At 43.7% G+C, this 17611-nt stretch carries 15 protein-coding genes; 9 read left to right on the top strand and 6 right to left on the bottom strand.

Annotated features, from left to right (window positions below; all coding sequences use genetic code 11):
- Positions 1 to 18: 18 nt before the first annotated feature.
- The 6 genes from ACR63N_RS04480 (at position 19) to dcd (ending at position 7296) form a co-directional block, all read left to right on the top strand.
- Positions 19 to 648: a CoA transferase subunit B gene (locus tag ACR63N_RS04480; RefSeq protein WP_367107196.1), complete on the top strand. Its 630-nt coding sequence runs from the start codon at positions 19 to 21 to the stop codon at positions 646 to 648.
- A 58-nt stretch (positions 649 to 706) separates the two neighbouring features.
- Complete coding sequence (locus ACR63N_RS04485) at positions 707 to 1507, top strand: 3-hydroxybutyrate dehydrogenase (protein WP_367107197.1); 801 nt, start codon at positions 707 to 709, stop codon at positions 1505 to 1507.
- A 267-nt stretch (positions 1508 to 1774) separates the two neighbouring features.
- Positions 1775 to 3463 (top strand): acyl-CoA dehydrogenase family protein, encoded by a 1689-nt coding sequence (locus tag ACR63N_RS04490; RefSeq protein ID WP_367107198.1) that lies wholly within the window; start codon positions 1775 to 1777, stop codon positions 3461 to 3463.
- Positions 3464 to 3762: 299 nt separating this feature from the next.
- Positions 3763 to 5100, top strand: a complete 1338-nt coding sequence (gene mgtE, locus ACR63N_RS04495) for a magnesium transporter (protein WP_367107199.1) — start codon at positions 3763 to 3765, stop codon at positions 5098 to 5100.
- A 255-nt stretch (positions 5101 to 5355) separates the two neighbouring features.
- Positions 5356 to 6597 (top strand): iron-sulfur cluster carrier protein ApbC, encoded by a 1242-nt coding sequence (apbC, locus tag ACR63N_RS04500; RefSeq protein WP_367107200.1) that lies wholly within the window; start codon positions 5356 to 5358, stop codon positions 6595 to 6597.
- 123 nt (positions 6598 to 6720) lie between these two features.
- On the top strand, positions 6721 to 7296 hold the full coding sequence (gene dcd, locus ACR63N_RS04505) for a dCTP deaminase (protein ID WP_367103637.1): 576 nt from the start codon (positions 6721 to 6723) through the stop codon (positions 7294 to 7296).
- Between the two features lie 110 nt (positions 7297 to 7406).
- Here the strand turns inward: dcd and ACR63N_RS04510 are convergent, their stop codons facing one another.
- The 6 genes from ACR63N_RS04510 to ACR63N_RS04535 all read right to left on the bottom strand — a co-directional run bounded on the left by ACR63N_RS04510 (position 7407) and on the right by ACR63N_RS04535 (position 13624).
- A complete protein-coding gene (locus ACR63N_RS04510) occupies positions 7407 to 7838 on the bottom strand; it encodes a ClpXP protease specificity-enhancing factor (protein WP_367103636.1) in 432 nt (143 codons plus the stop codon).
- Positions 7839 to 7902: 64 nt separating this feature from the next.
- Positions 7903 to 8517, bottom strand: coding sequence for a glutathione S-transferase N-terminal domain-containing protein (locus ACR63N_RS04515; RefSeq protein WP_367103635.1), 615 nt, complete (start codon positions 8515 to 8517; stop codon positions 7903 to 7905).
- A gap of 192 nt (positions 8518 to 8709) precedes the next feature.
- The gene (locus ACR63N_RS04520; RefSeq protein ID WP_367103634.1) at positions 8710 to 9423 is read right to left on the bottom strand and encodes a cytochrome c1; all 714 of its coding nucleotides are present in this window, start codon (positions 9421 to 9423) and stop codon (positions 8710 to 8712) included.
- Complete coding sequence (locus ACR63N_RS04525) at positions 9423 to 10628, bottom strand: cytochrome b (RefSeq protein ID WP_367103805.1); 1206 nt, start codon at positions 10626 to 10628, stop codon at positions 9423 to 9425. The genes ACR63N_RS04520 and ACR63N_RS04525 overlap by 1 nt, the downstream gene beginning before the upstream one ends.
- A 22-nt stretch (positions 10629 to 10650) precedes the next feature.
- Positions 10651 to 11235, bottom strand: coding sequence for a ubiquinol-cytochrome c reductase iron-sulfur subunit (petA, locus tag ACR63N_RS04530; protein ID WP_367106192.1), 585 nt, complete (start codon positions 11233 to 11235; stop codon positions 10651 to 10653).
- A 454-nt stretch (positions 11236 to 11689) separates the two neighbouring features.
- Entirely contained in the window at positions 11690 to 13624 is a 1935-nt protein-coding gene (locus ACR63N_RS04535) for an ATP-binding cassette domain-containing protein (RefSeq protein ID WP_367109927.1), read from the bottom strand.
- Positions 13625 to 13724: 100 nt separating this feature from the next.
- Here ACR63N_RS04535 and ACR63N_RS04540 point away from each other — a divergent pair, with 100 nt between their 5' ends.
- From ACR63N_RS04540 to ACR63N_RS04550, 3 genes are all read left to right on the top strand, one after another.
- On the top strand, positions 13725 to 13997 hold the full coding sequence (locus ACR63N_RS04540; protein WP_367103631.1) for a SlyX family protein: 273 nt from the start codon (positions 13725 to 13727) through the stop codon (positions 13995 to 13997).
- Between the two features lie 249 nt (positions 13998 to 14246).
- The gene (locus ACR63N_RS04545) at positions 14247 to 15632 is read left to right on the top strand and encodes an outer membrane protein transport protein (protein ID WP_367103630.1); all 1386 of its coding nucleotides are present in this window, start codon (positions 14247 to 14249) and stop codon (positions 15630 to 15632) included.
- Positions 15633 to 15992: 360 nt separating this feature from the next.
- Positions 15993 to 17432 (top strand): outer membrane protein transport protein, encoded by a 1440-nt coding sequence (locus ACR63N_RS04550; RefSeq protein WP_472782514.1) that lies wholly within the window; start codon positions 15993 to 15995, stop codon positions 17430 to 17432.
- The last annotated feature ends 179 nt before the right edge of the window (positions 17433 to 17611 follow it).

A 17611-nucleotide genomic window follows, 5' to 3' on the forward strand; every position in this document is an offset into this window, starting at 1 on the left:
AAAGATAAGGATAACGATATGACATGGAACAGAGAACAGATGGCGCAGCGTGCAGCGCAAGAGCTGCAAGATGGTTACTACGTTAATTTAGGTATTGGCCTGCCCACTTTAGTAGCTAACTATATCCCTGAGGGTATGGACGTTTGGCTACAGTCAGAAAACGGTTTATTGGGTATTGGCGAGTTTCCAACCGAAGATAATGTTGACGCTGATCTGATTAATGCTGGCAAGCAAACCGTTACCGCAGCGCCAGGAGCCAGTTATTTTGGTAGCTCAGAATCCTTTGCAATGATTCGTGGCGGTCATGTGAATCTTGCAATATTGGGCGCTATGGAAGTCTCAGAGAATGGTGATCTCGCCAACTGGATGATTCCAAAAAAAATGGTTAAAGGTATGGGCGGGGCTATGGATTTGGTCGCAGGCGTACAGCGCGTTATCGTCCTTATGGAGCAGGTGAATAAGCATGGTGATCCAAAAATTTTGGCTGAGTGCCAACTGCCTTTAACAGGCAAACGGGTGGTGAATCGTATTATTACTGAGCTTGCTGTGCTTGATGTCACTGATAAGGGACTAAAACTGGTTGAACTTGCAGACGGCATAAGCTTTGATGAGCTACAAGAAAAGACACCTGTTAGTATTATTCAATAAATCGTGCCTTCGTATAATAGGATTTAGCAAACTTACTTAATAAATAAAGGATCAATGTATGGCAACCGAATTACAACATGACTTAAGCGGTAAAGTGGCGCTAGTGACAGGTTCTGCTAGCGGCATTGGTCGTGACATTGCTGAAACTTACGCCAAAGCAGGTGCTGCTGTCGGTATTGCTGATATTAACCTTGAGGCCGCGCAGCAAACCGTTGATGAGATCAAAGCGGCAGGCGGACAAGCTTTAGCTATCGAGATGGATGTTACCTCAGAGGAGGCAGTAAACACCGGAGTACAAAAGCTAGTAGACAGCTTTGGCGGTATTGATATTTTAGTCTCTAATGCGGGTATTCAAATTATCAATCCGATTGAAAAAATGGCATTTGATGATTGGAAAAAGATGCTTGCTATTCACTTAGATGGGGCGTTTCTAACGACCAAAGCTGCTGTGCAGCACATGTATAAAGGCGATAAAGGCGGCACGGTTATTTATATGGGTTCAGTGCATTCGCATGAAGCATCGCAGTACAAAGCGCCTTATGTGACAGCAAAACACGGTCTTTTAGGTCTATGCCGAGTATTGGCAAAAGAAGGTGCTGAGCATAATGTACGCTCGCATGTCATCTGTCCAGGGTTTGTAAAGACACCTTTAGTTGAAAAGCAAATCCCTGAGCAAGCGGCCGAAAAAGGTATTAGTGAAGAGGAAGTGATCAACGACATTATGCTGGTAAACACGGTAGACAAAGAATTTACCACCATTGATGATATTGCGCAGTTGGCATTATTTTTAGCTGCATTCCCAACCAATGTGTTTACTGGCCAGTCTATCGTAGCTAGCCATGGCTGGTTTATGAATTAAAGTTGTCAATTAATAGCTTTAAGCGGCAATCTATTGCTGTAAATTTATGAATAAGCTAATAGTTTCCTACGTATAAAAAAGTTTCCTTGAGTAGATAAAATGTGCCTTGTGCGTTCATTGACAGGGTATATAGGCAGTGCTATAACAGAAACAATAGTAGCGCTTACTATAAGTCAGCTGTAAGTTATCTTTAAGTGGGCTTAATAAATTTTGTCACTCTGTTCGCCAGCTTTTTGCTAGCGTGGGCAGACTCAAGGAGACTTTTTCATGGATTTGATGACCTCGCAAATAACCTCTGAGCGTTTTTTAGCAGAGACACACACGGTTCATAATCAGCCGCCGCCCCTAGAGAATTATAACCTTTACCTACAAGATAAAGCCTTAATCGAAACTAGCGCGCAAAATCAAGCGGGCTGGGCTAATAAAGTGCTTGAAGCATTTGGTCAGCTGACCGGCTCACGTGAGATGATTGAGCTTGGTTTTCAGGCCAATGAAAATAAGCCTATCTTGTATACCCACGACAAGTACGGCAACCGAATCGATGAAGTCCGCTTTCATCCCGCCTATCATCAGCTCATGCAGTTCTCTTTAGAGCATGGGCTCCATGCCTCACACTGGCTTGAGCCTAAAGCTGGCGCGCAAGTGGCACGCGCGGCTAAGTTTTATATGCAAAGTCAGGTCGAAGCGGCGCATTGCTGTCCCATTACTATGACCTCAGCGGCGGTTCCGGCATTACTTGAGCAGTCTGAGCTCTCAGAACAGCTACGGCCAAAAATACTTGCCTATGATTATGATTATCGCAATGTACCCTTAGAGCAAAAGCCTGCGATCACGATTGGTATGGCAATGACCGAAAAACAGGGTGGCTCAGACGTGCGCGCTAATACTTTGCGTGCTTATCCTATTGGTAATAGCGGCTCTGGTCAGGCGTACGAGCTGGTTGGGCACAAATACTTTGTCTCAGCACCGATGAGCGATGCTTTTTTGGTATTAGCGCAGTCTGAGGGCGGTCTGTCCTGCTTTTTCATGCCGCGCTGGCGACCTGATGGCAGCAAAAATCCTATGCAAATTCAGCGTCTCAAAAATAAGATGGGCAATGTTGCTAATGCCTCTTGTGAGACCGAGCTGCGCGGCGCTTATGCCATTATGGTAGGCGAGGAGGGACGTGGGGTAGCAACAATTATCAAGATGGTATCGATGACACGTATCGATTGTATGATTGGCTCAGCAGCAGGCATGCGCCAAGCGGTAGCGCAGATTACTCATCACTGCGCGCACCGATCCGCTTTTGGTAAGCTATTATCGCAGCAACCGTTGATGCAAAATGTATTGGCCGATTTGGTGATTGAGCATGAAGCGGCACTGGCGCTGACCATGCGTATTGCTGGCGCAATGGATCGTAGCGCGAACAGTGAAAGTGAACAGCTAATGGTACGTATGGGCACCGCAGTGGGCAAATACTGGATTTGCAAACGCGCGCCTGAACATGCCTATGAGGCGATGGAGTGTATTGGTGGTAGCGGCGTGATGGAAGATAGCATCATGCCAAGGCTATTTCGGGAGTCGCCGGTCAACTCCATTTGGGAGGGCAGTGGTAACGTACAGTGTTTGGATATGCTGCGGGCTATGAGTCGCCATTCAGGATCAGTTGAGACATTAATGAGCGAAGTGCAAGCAGCGTCAGGCGCTGATAAACGCTTAGATCAGTATGTCAAGCAATTGAGCCGCGAGCTTGTAGATACCAGCGATATCGAATACCGCGCGCGCAGTATCGTTGAAAAAATGGCGCTCGCGCTGCAAGGCTCTTTGCTGGTACGATTTGGTAATCCGGCGGTTGCTGATGGGTTTTGTGCTTCACGGCTCACGTCCCAAAGTAGCGGACTGGTCTATGGCAATCTGCCGCGTGGAGTGGACTGTGAAGCTATTATAAAACGTGCAACGCCGCAACTAGACTAGTGATTACTAAGCTAAGAGCTTACAAGTTTAGTGATAGCATATCTTAAGCAATCAAGGGGTTTATTTTAACAGTTAATCGATTAAAGGTAGGACAAAATAAGCTATAAGAAAGGAATTAGATATAGGGTGTGTTTGATATTCAACCATAGGCCGCTGATTCAACGTAAGCTTATAAGATGTTTTATCAAGGTCATGATAGAATGCGACGTGGATTGAGAGCCATTATTATTGGCTCTTTTTTAATGACTGTCATTTTTATAACTATTTGCCATTACGTTTTGACAGCTTGGAGTAAAATAATGAATCATCAAGCTCTTGCTATAAGCTTAACGCATGCTATTGAAAGTGGGCAGTTTGAGCGGGCAATCCAGCAAGTTGAAGATCTACGTCCTATTGATATTGCTGATACACTAGCACTGATAACGCCAACGTTGGGATCGCTATTATTAGAGCTTCTGCCTAATCGAGCTACTGTATTTGCCTATTTGTCGGAGGATATTCAAGTAGCCATGGCACGTATGCTGCCGCGGGATCGTATGGCCGCTTTGCTAAGCGAGATGCCAGCTGACGAACGTACTGACCTTTATAAGCATCTCTCGCAGGTGCAGCGTGACGCTTTACTGCCGGCGCTTGCACAGGCAAAGCGTGAAGATATTCGCAGACTTGCTGCTTATGAAGAGCGTACCGCAGGAGCGCTTATGACCTCAGATTATGCTACTTTGAGCGCTGAGATGACGGTCAAAGAAGCACTAGAAGCTTTACGCTTAGAGGCCCCTGATGCCGAAACCATTTATCATGCTTATGTGATTAATGATGAGCGTCGTCTACTGGGCGTTGTGTCATTAAGGGTGTTGATTTTGGCCGCACCAGATGAGTTTATTGGCGATATCATGCTAAGCAATGTGATAGCAAGTAATGTTAATGACGATCAAGAAGATATCGCTAAGACTGTGGCGCGCTACGACTTGATTGCGCTACCTATTATTGATGACAATGGGGCTTTAGTTGGTATCGTTACTCACGATGATGCGATGGACGTTGCAAGCGACGAAGCCACGGATGATTTTCACAAGTCAGGCGGTGTCTCAACATCAATTGGTAAACTCAAAGATGCCAGCCTTAGAGTATTGTATCGTAAGCGCGTGTTTTGGTTGGTATTTTTAGTCTTTGGTAATCTACTCTCGGGTTTTAGTATCTCAAACTTTGAGGATGTGATTGCCGCCAACCTAGTGTTGGTGTTTTTCTTACCCTTACTCGTTGATAGCGGTGGTAATGCCGGCTCCCAGTCAGCAACTTTGATGGTACGGGCGCTGGCTACAGGCGACGTGGTGATGCGTGATTGGTTCTCTTTGCTTGGACGAGAGGCACTAGTAGCCTTGATGCTTGGCGCTACTATGGCCGCTGCTATCGCCCTTATAGGTTATGTGCGTGGTGATGCAGTGGTCTCAATGGTACTTGCGCTGAGTATGATGTCGGTGGTCATGATTGGCTGTGTTATCGGTATGAGCTTACCTTTTGTGTTAAGCAAAATGGGCTTTGATCCAGCGGCAGCGAGTGCGCCTTTGATCACTTCTGTATGTGATGCTTCAGGCGTGCTGATTTACTTGTTTATTGCTTCACGGTTTTTGCCGCTTTGATCTTTATTAAAGTAGTTTTTATCGATATTAACTCTATAGTTATAGTTTTAACCCCGCGGTTGGTATTGCTATTGTTTTTATAGTAAAAAACGGCATATAAATAGCATTACTTATAAGGGTTATGCCTACTGGTACTATGGTTTTTTTATAATCCTGATTGGGCTACACTAATAACCCTACTATTGCTATGAACCCATTATAAGTCGCTTCTTATTATCGAACCTACTTATATAAAATATAAAAACAAAGGCCGCTATGTTTAATTTTATAAAAAAAATAACTACTGATAAACCAGAAACACCAAAACAGCAAGCTGCCCGTGATAGCGCTGTAGACCAAGTATTGCTCGGTTATCATGTGGGCGACGTGAGTATTGTGACTATGGTGACAGGGCTTGAACGAGATGGCGACCAGCTGACTTTGGATTTACGTTTACCTGTAAATAGTAACCCTGAAACCATCCAACAAGAGCTTGGGCAACTTTTGCACCCGCACGGTATCAAAACCATCCATATGAATGTGCGTCTGCCTGCGCCAGCAAAAGGCACCGGGTCAACTTTGCCAAAACAGATGCCAAAGACGATTAATGCTATGGACACTCAGAGTCAGTCAGCATCGAAGCTTGATAGTGGTACTAAGAGTGGTACTAAGACTGATGCTGAACCACCAATTGCCAAGGCTGCGCCCACACAAGCTTCACTAAGCGCGCATCCACGAATTCGTCATATTATCGTAGTGGCGTCTGGTAAAGGCGGGGTAGGCAAGTCAACCACTACTGTAAACATCGCTTTAGCGCTACAAAAGCTTGGCAACCGTGTAGGCATACTCGATGCCGATATTTATGGGCCAAGTATGCCGACCATGCTTGGTGTTGCCAAGATCAAGCCTGAGCTTGAGAATGAGCAATTTGTGCCAATTGAAGCGCACGGTATGGCGATGTTATCTATTGGCAGCTTACTCGATGGAGATAACACACCAGTCGCTTGGCGCGGACCCAAAGCTACAGGTGCATTGATGCAACTGTACAACCAAACCAATTGGCCGCAGCTTGATTATCTGGTGATCGATATGCCACCAGGTACTGGTGATATTCAGCTGACGCTGGCACAGCGCATCCCTGTTACTGGCGCTGTTATTGTGACGACCCCCCAGCATATTGCTCTGCTGGATGCGCAAAAAGGTATTGAGATGTTTAATAAAACCAATATTCCAGTACTAGGCGTGGTTGAGAACATGGCGCTGCATACTTGTAGTAATTGTGGTCATACCGAGGCTATCTTTGGCGTAGGTGGTGGTGAGCAAATCGCTGAGCAATATCAAGTGCCGCTACTTGGTCAGCTGCCACTCGCTAGCGGTATTCGTGCGCAAGTGGATAAAGGCGAGCCTAGCGTGTTAGCTGATGACGAGTTTGCGCCGTACTATCTTAGTATCGCTAAGAATATTGAAACTAACATCGATAAATTTGCTAAGCCTACTGACGATAAGCGAATTTTTTAAGATATTAATAAAACCTTATAATCTTAAAAACAAACACTTTATAAAATGAGAGGAAGGTGTCCTCTATAAATACAGCCTTTACTACCGTATAATCATCACTATTTACTGTTTTAAGGAATAATAATGTCGATTAAATCTGACCGCTGGATTCGTCAAATGGCTGCAGAACATGGGATGATTGAGCCATTTGAAGCCGGTCAAGTACGCTTCAATGATAATAATGAGCGCCTGATTAGTTATGGCACTTCAAGCTACGGCTATGACGTACGCTGTGCTCCTGAGTTTAAAGTATTTACCAATGTACATTCAGTGGTCGTGGACCCCAAAAACTTCGATGAAAAAAGCTTTATTGATATCGTGGGAGATGAGTGTATTATTCCGCCCAACTCCTTTGCGCTAGCGCGAACTATGGAGTATTTTCGTATACCGCGTGATGTATTGACTATTTGTTTAGGCAAATCAACTTATGCACGCTGCGGTATTATCGTTAATGTCACTCCTTTGGAGCCTGAGTGGGAAGGGCACGTCACTTTAGAGTTTAGTAATACTACTAATTTGCCCGCGCGTATTTATGCTGGAGAAGGGGTGGCGCAGATGCTGTTCTTTCAAAGCGACGCTGACGATGTTTGCGAAACTAGTTATAAAGATCGCGGTGGTAAATATCAGGGTCAACAAGGCGTGACTTTACCCAGAACCTAGCAGTTAGCGTTTAATTCTGACAGAGTAATAAAAAGCTGACCATATCGAATACGGTCAGCTTTTTTATGGTTACTTTTTAAGACAGCTTAAGACATCAAAAAGTCAGCTCGTTATTTCAAGACTTTTAAACCCGCTTTATTATCGCGTTTAGGTTTTGATTCAGAATTAGTCTTGTCTTGTTTAGTAGAAGTTTCTTCTGGCTCGTAATCATCATATTCATTAGGATCAAAGAACATCCCTTGTGAATTTTCTTTAGCATATATACCTAGCACTGCCTGCAGTGGTACCCAGATCTCTTGCGAAACCCCGCCAAAACGGGCGCTAAAATGTATGTAATCGTTTTCCATGCTCATGTTACCAGTAGCACGACTAGCAATGTTAAGTACGATGCGGCCGTCTTGGACATGCTCAACCGGGATTTGTACATTCTTAGCCGTGGCGTCAACCATAAGATACGGCGTAAGCGCATTGTCTTCTATCCATTGATAAATAGCGCGAACCATATAAGGGCGGGTGGGTGTAATAGAAGGGATTTCACTCATCTTATAATTTCCTATACTAAAATGGAAGCAGTGCTGTACTCAACCATAAATAAATTGTAGCAGACTATTTAACACTTCTTTGAAAGCTATCACGCTCAAATACTCGGGTTTGATAGTTTAGTAATGGACGACTGATTGCACGTGGCAAAACAATATCCATCTCTTCCAAACGCCATAATAATGGGGCAAGTAATACATCACACCAGCCAAAATTATCAGCCATAAAATAAGGTTTATGGGCAAATAACGGCGACAAGGTAATTAAAGAGTCGGTCAGCTGTTTCTTAGCTAGAGCAGCTTCGGTTTTGTTAAAGCTATCAGGATGCATAAGTAAACGTTTACCGAGCAATAGCCAATCATGTTGAATTCGCCATGCCAGTTGTCGAAACTGCGCGCGCTCTTGTGGCGTATCAGGCAGTAGTTTATTGGTATGATAACGCTCTTCTAAATACTCAAAAATGACATTGATTTCATATAGCGCAATCTCGCGCTGCTGTAGCACAGGTAAAGTGTGATAAGGATTAAGCTCGGTCAAATCTTCTGGACGCTCTGAATGCAAGCGTGACAAATAATAAGCCAACCTTTTTTCTTCAAGTAATAAGCGTACCACATGACTGTCGTAGCCGTTATCAGCATACAAAATCAGCTGGCTACTTGGAATGTCACTTGCATCTATCATGAAAGCCTAAAGTCAATGAGTAAGAAGGTCATCGTAAACAAAGTAGCCTCGTTTATCAAGAGAGTAAGCGTAATCTATGTATGAATGACAAATGATGAATACGAATATTGATCTTGAAATAAGCTCGCTTTTGTCATAAAAAAGCACTACCGAAGTAGTGCTCAATTTACAACTTAGCTATAAGCCAACTAATTACTTAACATCTTTCCAAAACTCTTTATTAAGTAAGTAAACAGGAATAAGTAGGATTAGCAAAAACAATATGACAAAGAAACCGATAACTTGACGATCGCGGCGTACAGGTTCGCCCATCCACGCCATAAAGTTAACCAAGTCGCCAACCTCGGTTTCAAACTCTTCTTGGCTGACGCTTTCTTGTAAATTGTGTAGTACATGCGGCATAGCAGCATTTGCTAGCACTAAGTTATTGGCGCCCCATGGTCGACTAGGATCCTCGTAGAACGATAAAAGATAAGTATAAACCCAGTCATCACCGCGTAGCCTAGTCTCAAGTGATAAGTCAGGAGGCGCTGCACCAAACCATGACGCTTGAATCTCAGGGTCAATCTCAGCATCAATGTGATCACCGATCTGGTCAGTAGTCACCATCAAATATTTTTCAACCAGCTCAGGCGGTATCTCTAGATCTTTAGCGATACGAGAGTGACGAACATATTTGGCTGAGTGACAACCCGCGCAGTAGTTCATAAACATTTTTGCGCCGTTTTGTAGTGAACCCTTATTAGTAAAATCAATAGGGGCTTCACTACAGGCTAGATGCTCTTCTACACCTTCAGCATTGACAAAGGTACCACAGCCACTACTTGAAGCCATTGCAGTACCAGCAGTCAAGGTTAATGCCGCGCCTAAGCCTAAACCAGTTAGGGATTTTGTTAGCGTGTTCATTAGTGACCTCCGGTAACGCGTTCTGGTGGCTGTTTACACTTCTCAATAGCAGTGTAAATGGGCATCAATAAGAAGAATAAGAAATATAAGATAGTGAATATACGCGCCATTATCGTCGCTGTTGGCGTCGCAGGTGTTGCTCCTAAGTAGCCTAACACTACAAAACTAATCGCAAACACAGTTAGAGCGATTTTCGATAGAATGCCTTTATAACGCATTGAACGTACCGGAGATCTATCGAGCCAAGGGATTAAGAACAGCACTGCGATAGCACCGCCCATAGCGATAACCCCGCCAAGCTTGTTTGGAACCGCACGTAAGATGGCATAGAATGGTGTGTAGTACCATACTGGCGCAATATGCTCAGGCGTTTTTAATGAGTTAGCAGCTTCAAAGTTTGGTGGCTCAAGGAAATAACCGCCGCCTTCTGGGAAAAAGAATATTACTGCTGCAAATAAAATAAAGAACACCACAATACCAACCAAATCGTGCACGGTATAGTAAGGATGGAATTCAATGCCATCAAGTGGTACGCCATTCTTATCTTTGAGCTTTTTGATGTCGATACCATCAGGGTTGTTTGAACCCACGTGATGCAGGGCGACTAAATGCATAAATACTAAACCTACTAATACTAGCGGAATAGCCACTACATGTAGCGCAAAGAAGCGGTTTAGGGTAATGCCTGAGATAATATAATCACCGCGAACCCACTCTGCAAGACCATCACCAATAATTGGCAGTGCTGCAGGTAAGTTTAGAATAACCTGTGCACCCCAAAATGACATGTTACCCCAAGGTAGTAGATACCCAAAGAAGCCTTCTGCCATGAGTGCTAAATAAATACCCATACCGATGAGCCAGATAAGCTCACGTGGTTTTTGGTATGAGCCGTATAATAGCGCTCTAAACATATGCAAATATACCACTACGAAAAATGCTGATGCGCCGGTGGAGTGCATATAACGGATAAGCCAGCCACCTTTAACGTCACGCATGATATATTCAACAGAAGCAAATGCACCTTCGGCACTTGGATTATACATCATAGTAAGCCAAATACCGGTAACCAGCTGGTTCACCAACACTATCATTGACAACACGCCAAAAAAATACCAAAAATTGAAGTTTTTTGGTGCATAGTATTTGGACATGTGGTATTCGTAGGTTTCAGTCGCTGGAAAACGCGCGTCCACCCAGTGCATGATCTTTTTGCCCATACTCATATTAAGCCTCCCCAACCGTCAAGATAGTACCATCCATACTGTACTCTGGGATGGGTAAGTTATTCGGTGCAGGAACGCCACTATAGACGCGTCCCGATAAATCGTATTTAGATCCGTGGCAAGGGCAGAAAAACCCACCATACCAGCTGTTGCCGCCTAAGTCAGCAGCGCCCACATCTGGACGATAGTTTGGTGCACAGCCTAAGTGTGTGCATACGCCTTCTACTACTAATAAGCCAGGTTCCAAAGAGCGCTCTGGATTGACACAATACTCAGGTTGAATTGATTCGCTAGAATCGGGGTCAGCTAATAGTGGTCTGACTTCATCCAAGGTCTCAAGCATATTTTCTGTACGTTTTACAACAAAAATGGGTTTACCACGATACTTGACAACAATCATTTGTCCTTCTTCAATAGAACCGATATCTTGGGTAACCGCGGCCCCTGCAGCTTCTGCTTTGGCGCTTGGTGTCCAAGAGCGGACAAAAGGTGTCGCTACAGCCGCTACCCCAGCTGCACCAATTGCTGCAGTTGAGGCTATTAGAACTCTACGTCGCTGTACATTAACGCCTTCGGCTTGGCTCATTAATACTTCCTCCAGGTGAATGAAATGGGATTATCCCACACTGGGTTATGGCTTAGAGATTTCATATTATAATATGTAAGCCAGGTTGGCTGTGCCTAATTTTGCTAATTGTTACTATTCTAAGCTATTTCAGTCATAAAATAAATTGCACTGGCAAAATAAAACGACCTTAGCAGGGTGTATTCTGCTATTGAATATGATGAAAATATTTATAGTGAGCTCATAACCTACATCTAGTAAATAAATAGAGAATTACATTACTATTTGGTAACAATTCCCTCAAACTCAATAAGGTTTTATAAATATAAGGAATGATACTCGAAATCAAGGCAATGTTCATCAACTTTCCATAAGTTTGCGCTAACATTTACCATTCTTTTAAACAGTTATTAAAAGTTGAGAGCTTTTGTAAACCTCAACACAAATGGGTGGTAAATAATTGAGAGTAAGCCGATCACTCACTCTCAAGCGCCTCCCAGCGCTCAAGCTTGGCCATCATCTCGTTTTCAATGGTAAGCAAACGCTCACTTGCTATCGTCGCCGCATCAAAATCTTCAATAAACCAGGAACCATCCGCCAGCTTATTTTGCAATTGAGCCTGTTCGGCTTCAAGCGCTTCAATCTCTTTTGGCAAATTATCAAGTTCGCGCTGCTCATTAAAATTAAGCTTTTTGGTAGTTTTATTAGTCTTTATTGATGCTGCTGATTTGTTAACAGGTTTTTTGCTAGTGGCACTGGTAGCAGTTTTGGCCGCTTGTGATCGATTTTTTTGTACTAGGTACTCTTGATAACCGCCGACATATTCCTTAACGACCCCTTTGCCGTCTTCATCGGTATCAAATACCCACGTCGAGGTAACCACATTGTCCATAAAGGAGCGATCATGGCTGATAAGTAGTATTGTCCCATTGAAACTACTGACTGATTCTTCTAGCAATTCAAGCGTTGCCATGTCCAAATCGTTAGTGGGCTCATCGAGGACAAGGATGTTGGCAGGTTTTAATAATTGCTTGGCAAGTAATACGCGGTTACGTTCCCCACCTGATAATGCTTTAACCGGTGTACGTGCGCGCTCTGGAGCGAATAAAAAGTCCTGCAGATAGCTCATAATGTGTGTTTTGCGGCCACCAACTTCGATGAAGTCTGAGCCCTCAGAGACATTTTGAGCTACGGTCGCTTCAAGATCCAACTGATCACGCAGCTGATCAAAAAAGGCAACTTGTAGATTGGTACCCAAAGTTACGCTGCCAGTTTTGATAACTTCGTCATCTGACATATCAAATAAAGCTTTAATAAGGGTGGTTTTACCCGCGCCATTGGGACCAATAATACCAATCTTATCACCGCGCATAATCGTAGTACTAAAATTATCGACCAGTACGTTACCATCATATTCAAGATGTAGGTTTTTGACTTTACAGACCAGTTTGCCGCTTTTCTCACCTTCGCCCATAGTAATGTTGACGTTACCGACTTGTTCGCGGCGTGCGCTACGCTCTTCACGTAAAGCCTTTAGCTCACGAACACGGCCCTCGTTACGGGTACGGCGAGCTTTGATCCCTTGGCGAATCCAAACTTCCTCTTGTGCTAGCTTTTTATCGAAGTTAGCGTTGTTCTTCTCCTCAGCTATCAACTGCTGCTCTTTTAGTTCTTGATAGCGCGCGTAGCCTTTAGCGCCTTGAGTCACGTCATAACTTGAGAGCTTACCGCGATCAAGCTCGACAATACGAGTCGCCAGCTTATCGACAAAGGCTCTATCATGGGTCACAAATAACAAAGTCAATCCTTGCCAATCCAATAAGAAACGCTCAAGCCACTCGATACTATCGACATCCAAATGGTTGGTAGGCTCATCAAGTAGGAGTACATCAGGCTGGGTAACCAAAGCGCGCGCGAGCAACACCCGCCGCTTACGGCCGCCAGACAATGAGGATAAATCATCCTCAGGATCAAGTCCCATAGTGGTAATAAGACGCCTAGCCTCACGCTCCAAATCCCAGCCATGTACTGCATCGATATCATGCTGTAGCGTGGCCATACGCTCGCAGGCAGCCATATCGCCATCTGCGCATAGATCGGTTTGTTGGTTGTAACTGATTAAAAGATCAGCGGTACGGCGGCTACCGCCCATAACGATGTCTAATATTTTACCACTGGTTTCAGGAACATCTTGCTCCAGCATAGCCACGCTTGTGCTGCCATTGATGATAACTTCACCACTGTCAGGTTGTAGTGAGCCATTAACCAGTTTGAATAAAGTAGATTTACCTTCGCCGTTACGGCCGATTAAACAAACGCGCTCGCCAGCTTCAATAGAAAAATCAATGCCATCAAGGACAGGGGCGACGCCAAAAGCGAGGTGAATATCTTTTAGATGTATCAGTGCCATAGAGTATCTTAAGCTTATATAATAGTGAGATAAGGGCTGTTGCAAAATAGGCAGCAGTATAACATGCCCTCACACGACTATAGTAAGAGTAATGAAAATTATGAACCTATCTATATCAGAGCAAAAGCGGTCTCAAGATCAGATACCAGCAGCACTATCTGAACTGCAAGACCAGATGATTGAGCTACAAATGAGTATGGCGCATTTAGAGATGACAGTAGAGCAGCTTAATCAAGTAATTACTCGTCAAGATGCCCACATTCAAACGTTACAGCGTCAATTACAGCTTGTCTACAAACAGGTAGAGAATCAAAGTCCAGAAGAGTCTATTGCACCTTTTGATGTCATAGCGGATAGGCCACCGCATTACTGAGCTATAACTGCATGAATGATATAGGGTTGGTACTAAATTGGAGAGATATCCTAGATTAGGATGCGAGACTCATATATTCATAAAAAAATATATTTAACATTATGTGACCAAATAGTCAATAAATAGAAATATTGTATATTTGTAGTTGTTTTAGTATTTAAAAGTCATTAACATCTTCTACCTAATGTATTGCCTTTAAAGTCATTATAGTAAGGGTAGTATAACAATGAGGATGTTTGGAGATACATAATGGGTCTGGCTTTTCGATTAAAAACACTTACGGTAGCCGTCGCTGCTTTATCTATAGCTAACTTCGCTAATGCAGCTGGCCTTGATCGCTCTGGTCAGGACATTACCGCATTTTTGCAAGATGGTTTATATACCGAAGCTGTCTACACTTATATTAACGGTGATGTCACTGGCAAGGATGCGTCAGGTAATGATATCGATGATATTGCAGAGCCTTATGACTTTTTTCGTTATGGAGTGAAAGCTGATATCAACGATACTTTTAGTGTTGGTATCTTATACGATGAGCCGTTTGGAGCTGCCGCTGACTATAGTGGTCAGAATAACTTTATTACCAACAGTGATGCTGACGCTATTGTAAAGAATTTCACTGGTAATCCTAATCTTACTGCAGATTTAGTTGATCAAAATATACAAGGATTACAAGGAGCACTTACCCCAGGAAACCCAGGCGGTCTTTCACCAGAACAGCTTCAGCAAGCACAAACGCAGCTTATTGGATTGCAAGCGGCACAAAATCTAGCCAATAGGGCAGGCGAGGCTACCCAAGTTGAGGTACGTACTGAAAGTATTACCGGAATTCTTGGCGCGAAATTTGGCGCTAATAAAGAGTTTCAAGTCTATGGTGGGCCAGTTGCTCAGCAGGTACGAGCTGATGTCAAACTACGAGGCTCAGCTTATAGTACAGCGACGGGTTATACGACTAATATCAGTGCCGATCAAGATTATGGCTGGCTGGCTGGCATCTCTTATAGCAAGCCTGAGATAGCCCTAAAAGCAGCATTAACTTATCGCTCCGAGATTGAACACGAAGCCAAAGCTTTTGAGAGTTATCCTCTTGCCTCTGCTGCTTCTGCAGGAGCATTGTCAAGCAATAGAGGAGACACCATTAATATTACCACTCCTGAATCAGTGAACTTTGACTTTCAGACGGGTATTAATCCAACCACACTAGCAACAGCTAAAGTTCGCTGGGTACCGTGGAGCGATTTTGCCATTGTACCTTCACTATATAATGAAGTCAGTACCATTAATCCTGCCTACCGTCCAGAAGGTTTACCTCTAGTCAGCTACGATGATGATCAATGGATGGTTGAGCTAGGACTTGCCAAACGTCTAGCGCCAGCGCTAGCAGTCAGTGGCAATATCGGCTGGGATAGCGGGGCAGGTAATCCAGTAACTTCGCTAGGTCCTATCGAAGGCTACTATAGTGCTGGTCTTGGTGCCAAGTATAACGTTACTGAAAATTGGGCTGTATCAGCAGGCGGTAAATACTTGTGGTTCGGTGATGCTAAAGGCAAAACACCGACTCAAAATATCGTCAGCGACTTTGAGAGTAATGATGGTTATGTCTTAGGCGTTAAAGTCTCTTATCAGGCTCAGTAGTATAGATATATTTTGATATAGCAGTACTAAATAACCTTTATGTTGTTTAATTTATAAAAAGCGATCCTTATTGGGTCGCTTTTTTGTGGATACGACTAAAGGCTAGCAAAAATTTTATCAATAAGGATATTGTAATCGATTCTGAATAACTAATAATGCTGCAAAATCATTTATACCTGTATAAATGTATATAAGAACTGCACAGTCACAATTAAGAAATAAGGCATTTTAATTGTTGTTTTAGTGTGAAAAAGTCATTACTATTCAACTTAGGAGGCCGTTTAATAGTTGGCAGATAGGCATTATTACTATCACCAGTTATTACAGCGGCAAAACAATGAGGATGTTTGGAGAAACTAGATGCGCACTACTACCTTTCACTTAAAAACGCTCACCGTAGCCATCGCTACTCTTTCTATAGCTAGTCTATCAAATGCTGCTGGTCTTGATCGTTCCGGTCAGGATGTCACAGCCTTCTTCCAAGATGGGCTATATGCTGAAGCCGTCTATACTTACATTGATGCTGATGTTAGTGGTAAGGACAGCGCAAACCGTGTTCCAACTGATAATACTTATGTCGACGGTGATGACACTGGCGACATTGCTGAGTCTTATGACTTTTTCCGTTACGGGGTAAAAGCTGATATCAACGATACTTTTAGTTTTGGTATTTTATATGATGAGCCTTTCGGTGCGGCTGCTGAATATACGGGTGATAATAATTTTGTGGCTCGAGATGGAGACAATCGTGATGAAGCTATTACGGCTGTCTCAGGTGGTCTTATTGGTCCAGGATCACCACTTGGCGTTACTAGCTTTGTTCAAGCACAGGGTACAGTTAATGCCCTTCAAGGTATCCTTAGAGAAGGCGGTACTTTGACACCAGAACAACAAGTCGCGTTAGCGAGATTAGCGCCAGCAGTCGGTATTGCGCAAGCAGAGTTTGATACTGCTGGCGAACGTACCAATGTTGAAGTGCGTAGTAATAGCGTGACCGCTCTTTTAGGTATGAAGCTTGGTCCCAACAAAAACTTCCAAGTCTACGGTGGTCCAGTCGCTCAGCGTATTGAGTCTGAAGTGAAGTTACGCGGTCTGGCTTATGGTCCTGCTACCGGCTATACCTCGCGTAACAGCCCTGATACTGACTATGGTTGGATTGCAGGTTTAGCCTATAGTAAGCCTGAGATCGCCTTAAAAGCGGCTTTGACCTATCGCTCTGAGATCGATCATAATATGAACATCGCTGAAAACTATCCGTTGGCCGGTGTTTTGGCTGGAGATCCAGCTGCAGCTAATCGAAGCAGTAATATGGAGATTACCACTCCTGAATCCGTAAACTTTGATTTCCAGACGGGAATCAACCCAACGACACTAGCTACTGCAAGAGTACGCTGGGTACCTTGGGGCGATTTTAAAATCACGCCGCCACTATATAACGAAGTGAGTCAACGTAGTTTTGGTCCTGATGGTTTAAACTTGGTTGATTATGACGATGATCAATGGCAGGTAGAATTAGGTCTTGCCAAGCGTTTAGCGCCAGCACTGGCGGTGAGTGGCACTGTCGGCTGGGATAGCGGCGCGGGTGATCCAACCACTTCATTAGGACCTATCGAAGGCTACTATAGCGCGGGTCTTGGTGCCAAATACGATGTGACCGAAAACTGGGCAGTATCAGCGGGCGGTAAATATCTGTGGTTCGGCGATGCTCAAGGACGCTTGCCTAGTGGTAAAATCGTCGCTGATTTCGAAGATAATGATGGTTATATTTTTGGTGTGAAGCTCTCTTATCAGGATAAATAACATCCTAATTATCTGACTTGTATTAATTAGAGAAGCGATCCATAGTGGGTCGCTTTTTTATGTACAGTAAAAAGGTTGTAGATAGATTAAAAAAACAAGCTATAAAAGCTTATTAATATACGCTTAGATGTCTTTAATTGTCTGCTATAGACATCAAAAAACCCCTCTACTTATGATAG

Source organism: Psychrobacter sp. M4, from assembly GCF_055699795.1.

Bases quoted from the DNA above. Each gene is read 5' to 3' on its own strand.
- ACR63N_RS04540 (WP_367103631.1), top strand. From the start codon at position 13,725: ATGAACCTATCTATATCAGAGCAAAAGCGGTCTCAAGATCAGATACCA.
- ACR63N_RS04490 (WP_367107198.1), top strand. From the start codon at position 1,775: ATGGATTTGATGACCTCGCAAATAACCTCTGAGCGTTTTTTAGCAGAG.
- ACR63N_RS04535 (WP_367109927.1), bottom strand. From the start codon at position 13,624: ATGGCACTGATACATCTAAAAGATATTCACCTCGCTTTTGGCGTCGCC.
- mgtE (WP_367107199.1), top strand. From the start codon at position 3,763: ATGAATCATCAAGCTCTTGCTATAAGCTTAACGCATGCTATTGAAAGT.
- apbC (WP_367107200.1), top strand. From the start codon at position 5,356: ATGTTTAATTTTATAAAAAAAATAACTACTGATAAACCAGAAACACCA.
- ACR63N_RS04520 (WP_367103634.1), bottom strand. From the start codon at position 9,423: ATGAACACGCTAACAAAATCCCTAACTGGTTTAGGCTTAGGCGCGGCA.
- ACR63N_RS04525 (WP_367103805.1), bottom strand. From the start codon at position 10,628: ATGCACTGGGTGGACGCGCGTTTTCCAGCGACTGAAACCTACGAATAC.
- ACR63N_RS04515 (WP_367103635.1), bottom strand. From the start codon at position 8,517: ATGATAGATGCAAGTGACATTCCAAGTAGCCAGCTGATTTTGTATGCT.
- ACR63N_RS04480 (WP_367107196.1), top strand. From the start codon at position 19: ATGACATGGAACAGAGAACAGATGGCGCAGCGTGCAGCGCAAGAGCTG.
- ACR63N_RS04510 (WP_367103636.1), bottom strand. From the start codon at position 7,838: ATGAGTGAAATCCCTTCTATTACACCCACCCGCCCTTATATGGTTCGC.
- petA (WP_367106192.1), bottom strand. From the start codon at position 11,235: ATGAGCCAAGCCGAAGGCGTTAATGTACAGCGACGTAGAGTTCTAATA.
- dcd (WP_367103637.1), top strand. From the start codon at position 6,721: ATGTCGATTAAATCTGACCGCTGGATTCGTCAAATGGCTGCAGAACAT.
- ACR63N_RS04545 (WP_367103630.1), top strand. From the start codon at position 14,247: ATGGGTCTGGCTTTTCGATTAAAAACACTTACGGTAGCCGTCGCTGCT.
- ACR63N_RS04485 (WP_367107197.1), top strand. From the start codon at position 707: ATGGCAACCGAATTACAACATGACTTAAGCGGTAAAGTGGCGCTAGTG.
- ACR63N_RS04550 (WP_472782514.1), top strand. From the start codon at position 15,993: ATGCGCACTACTACCTTTCACTTAAAAACGCTCACCGTAGCCATCGCT.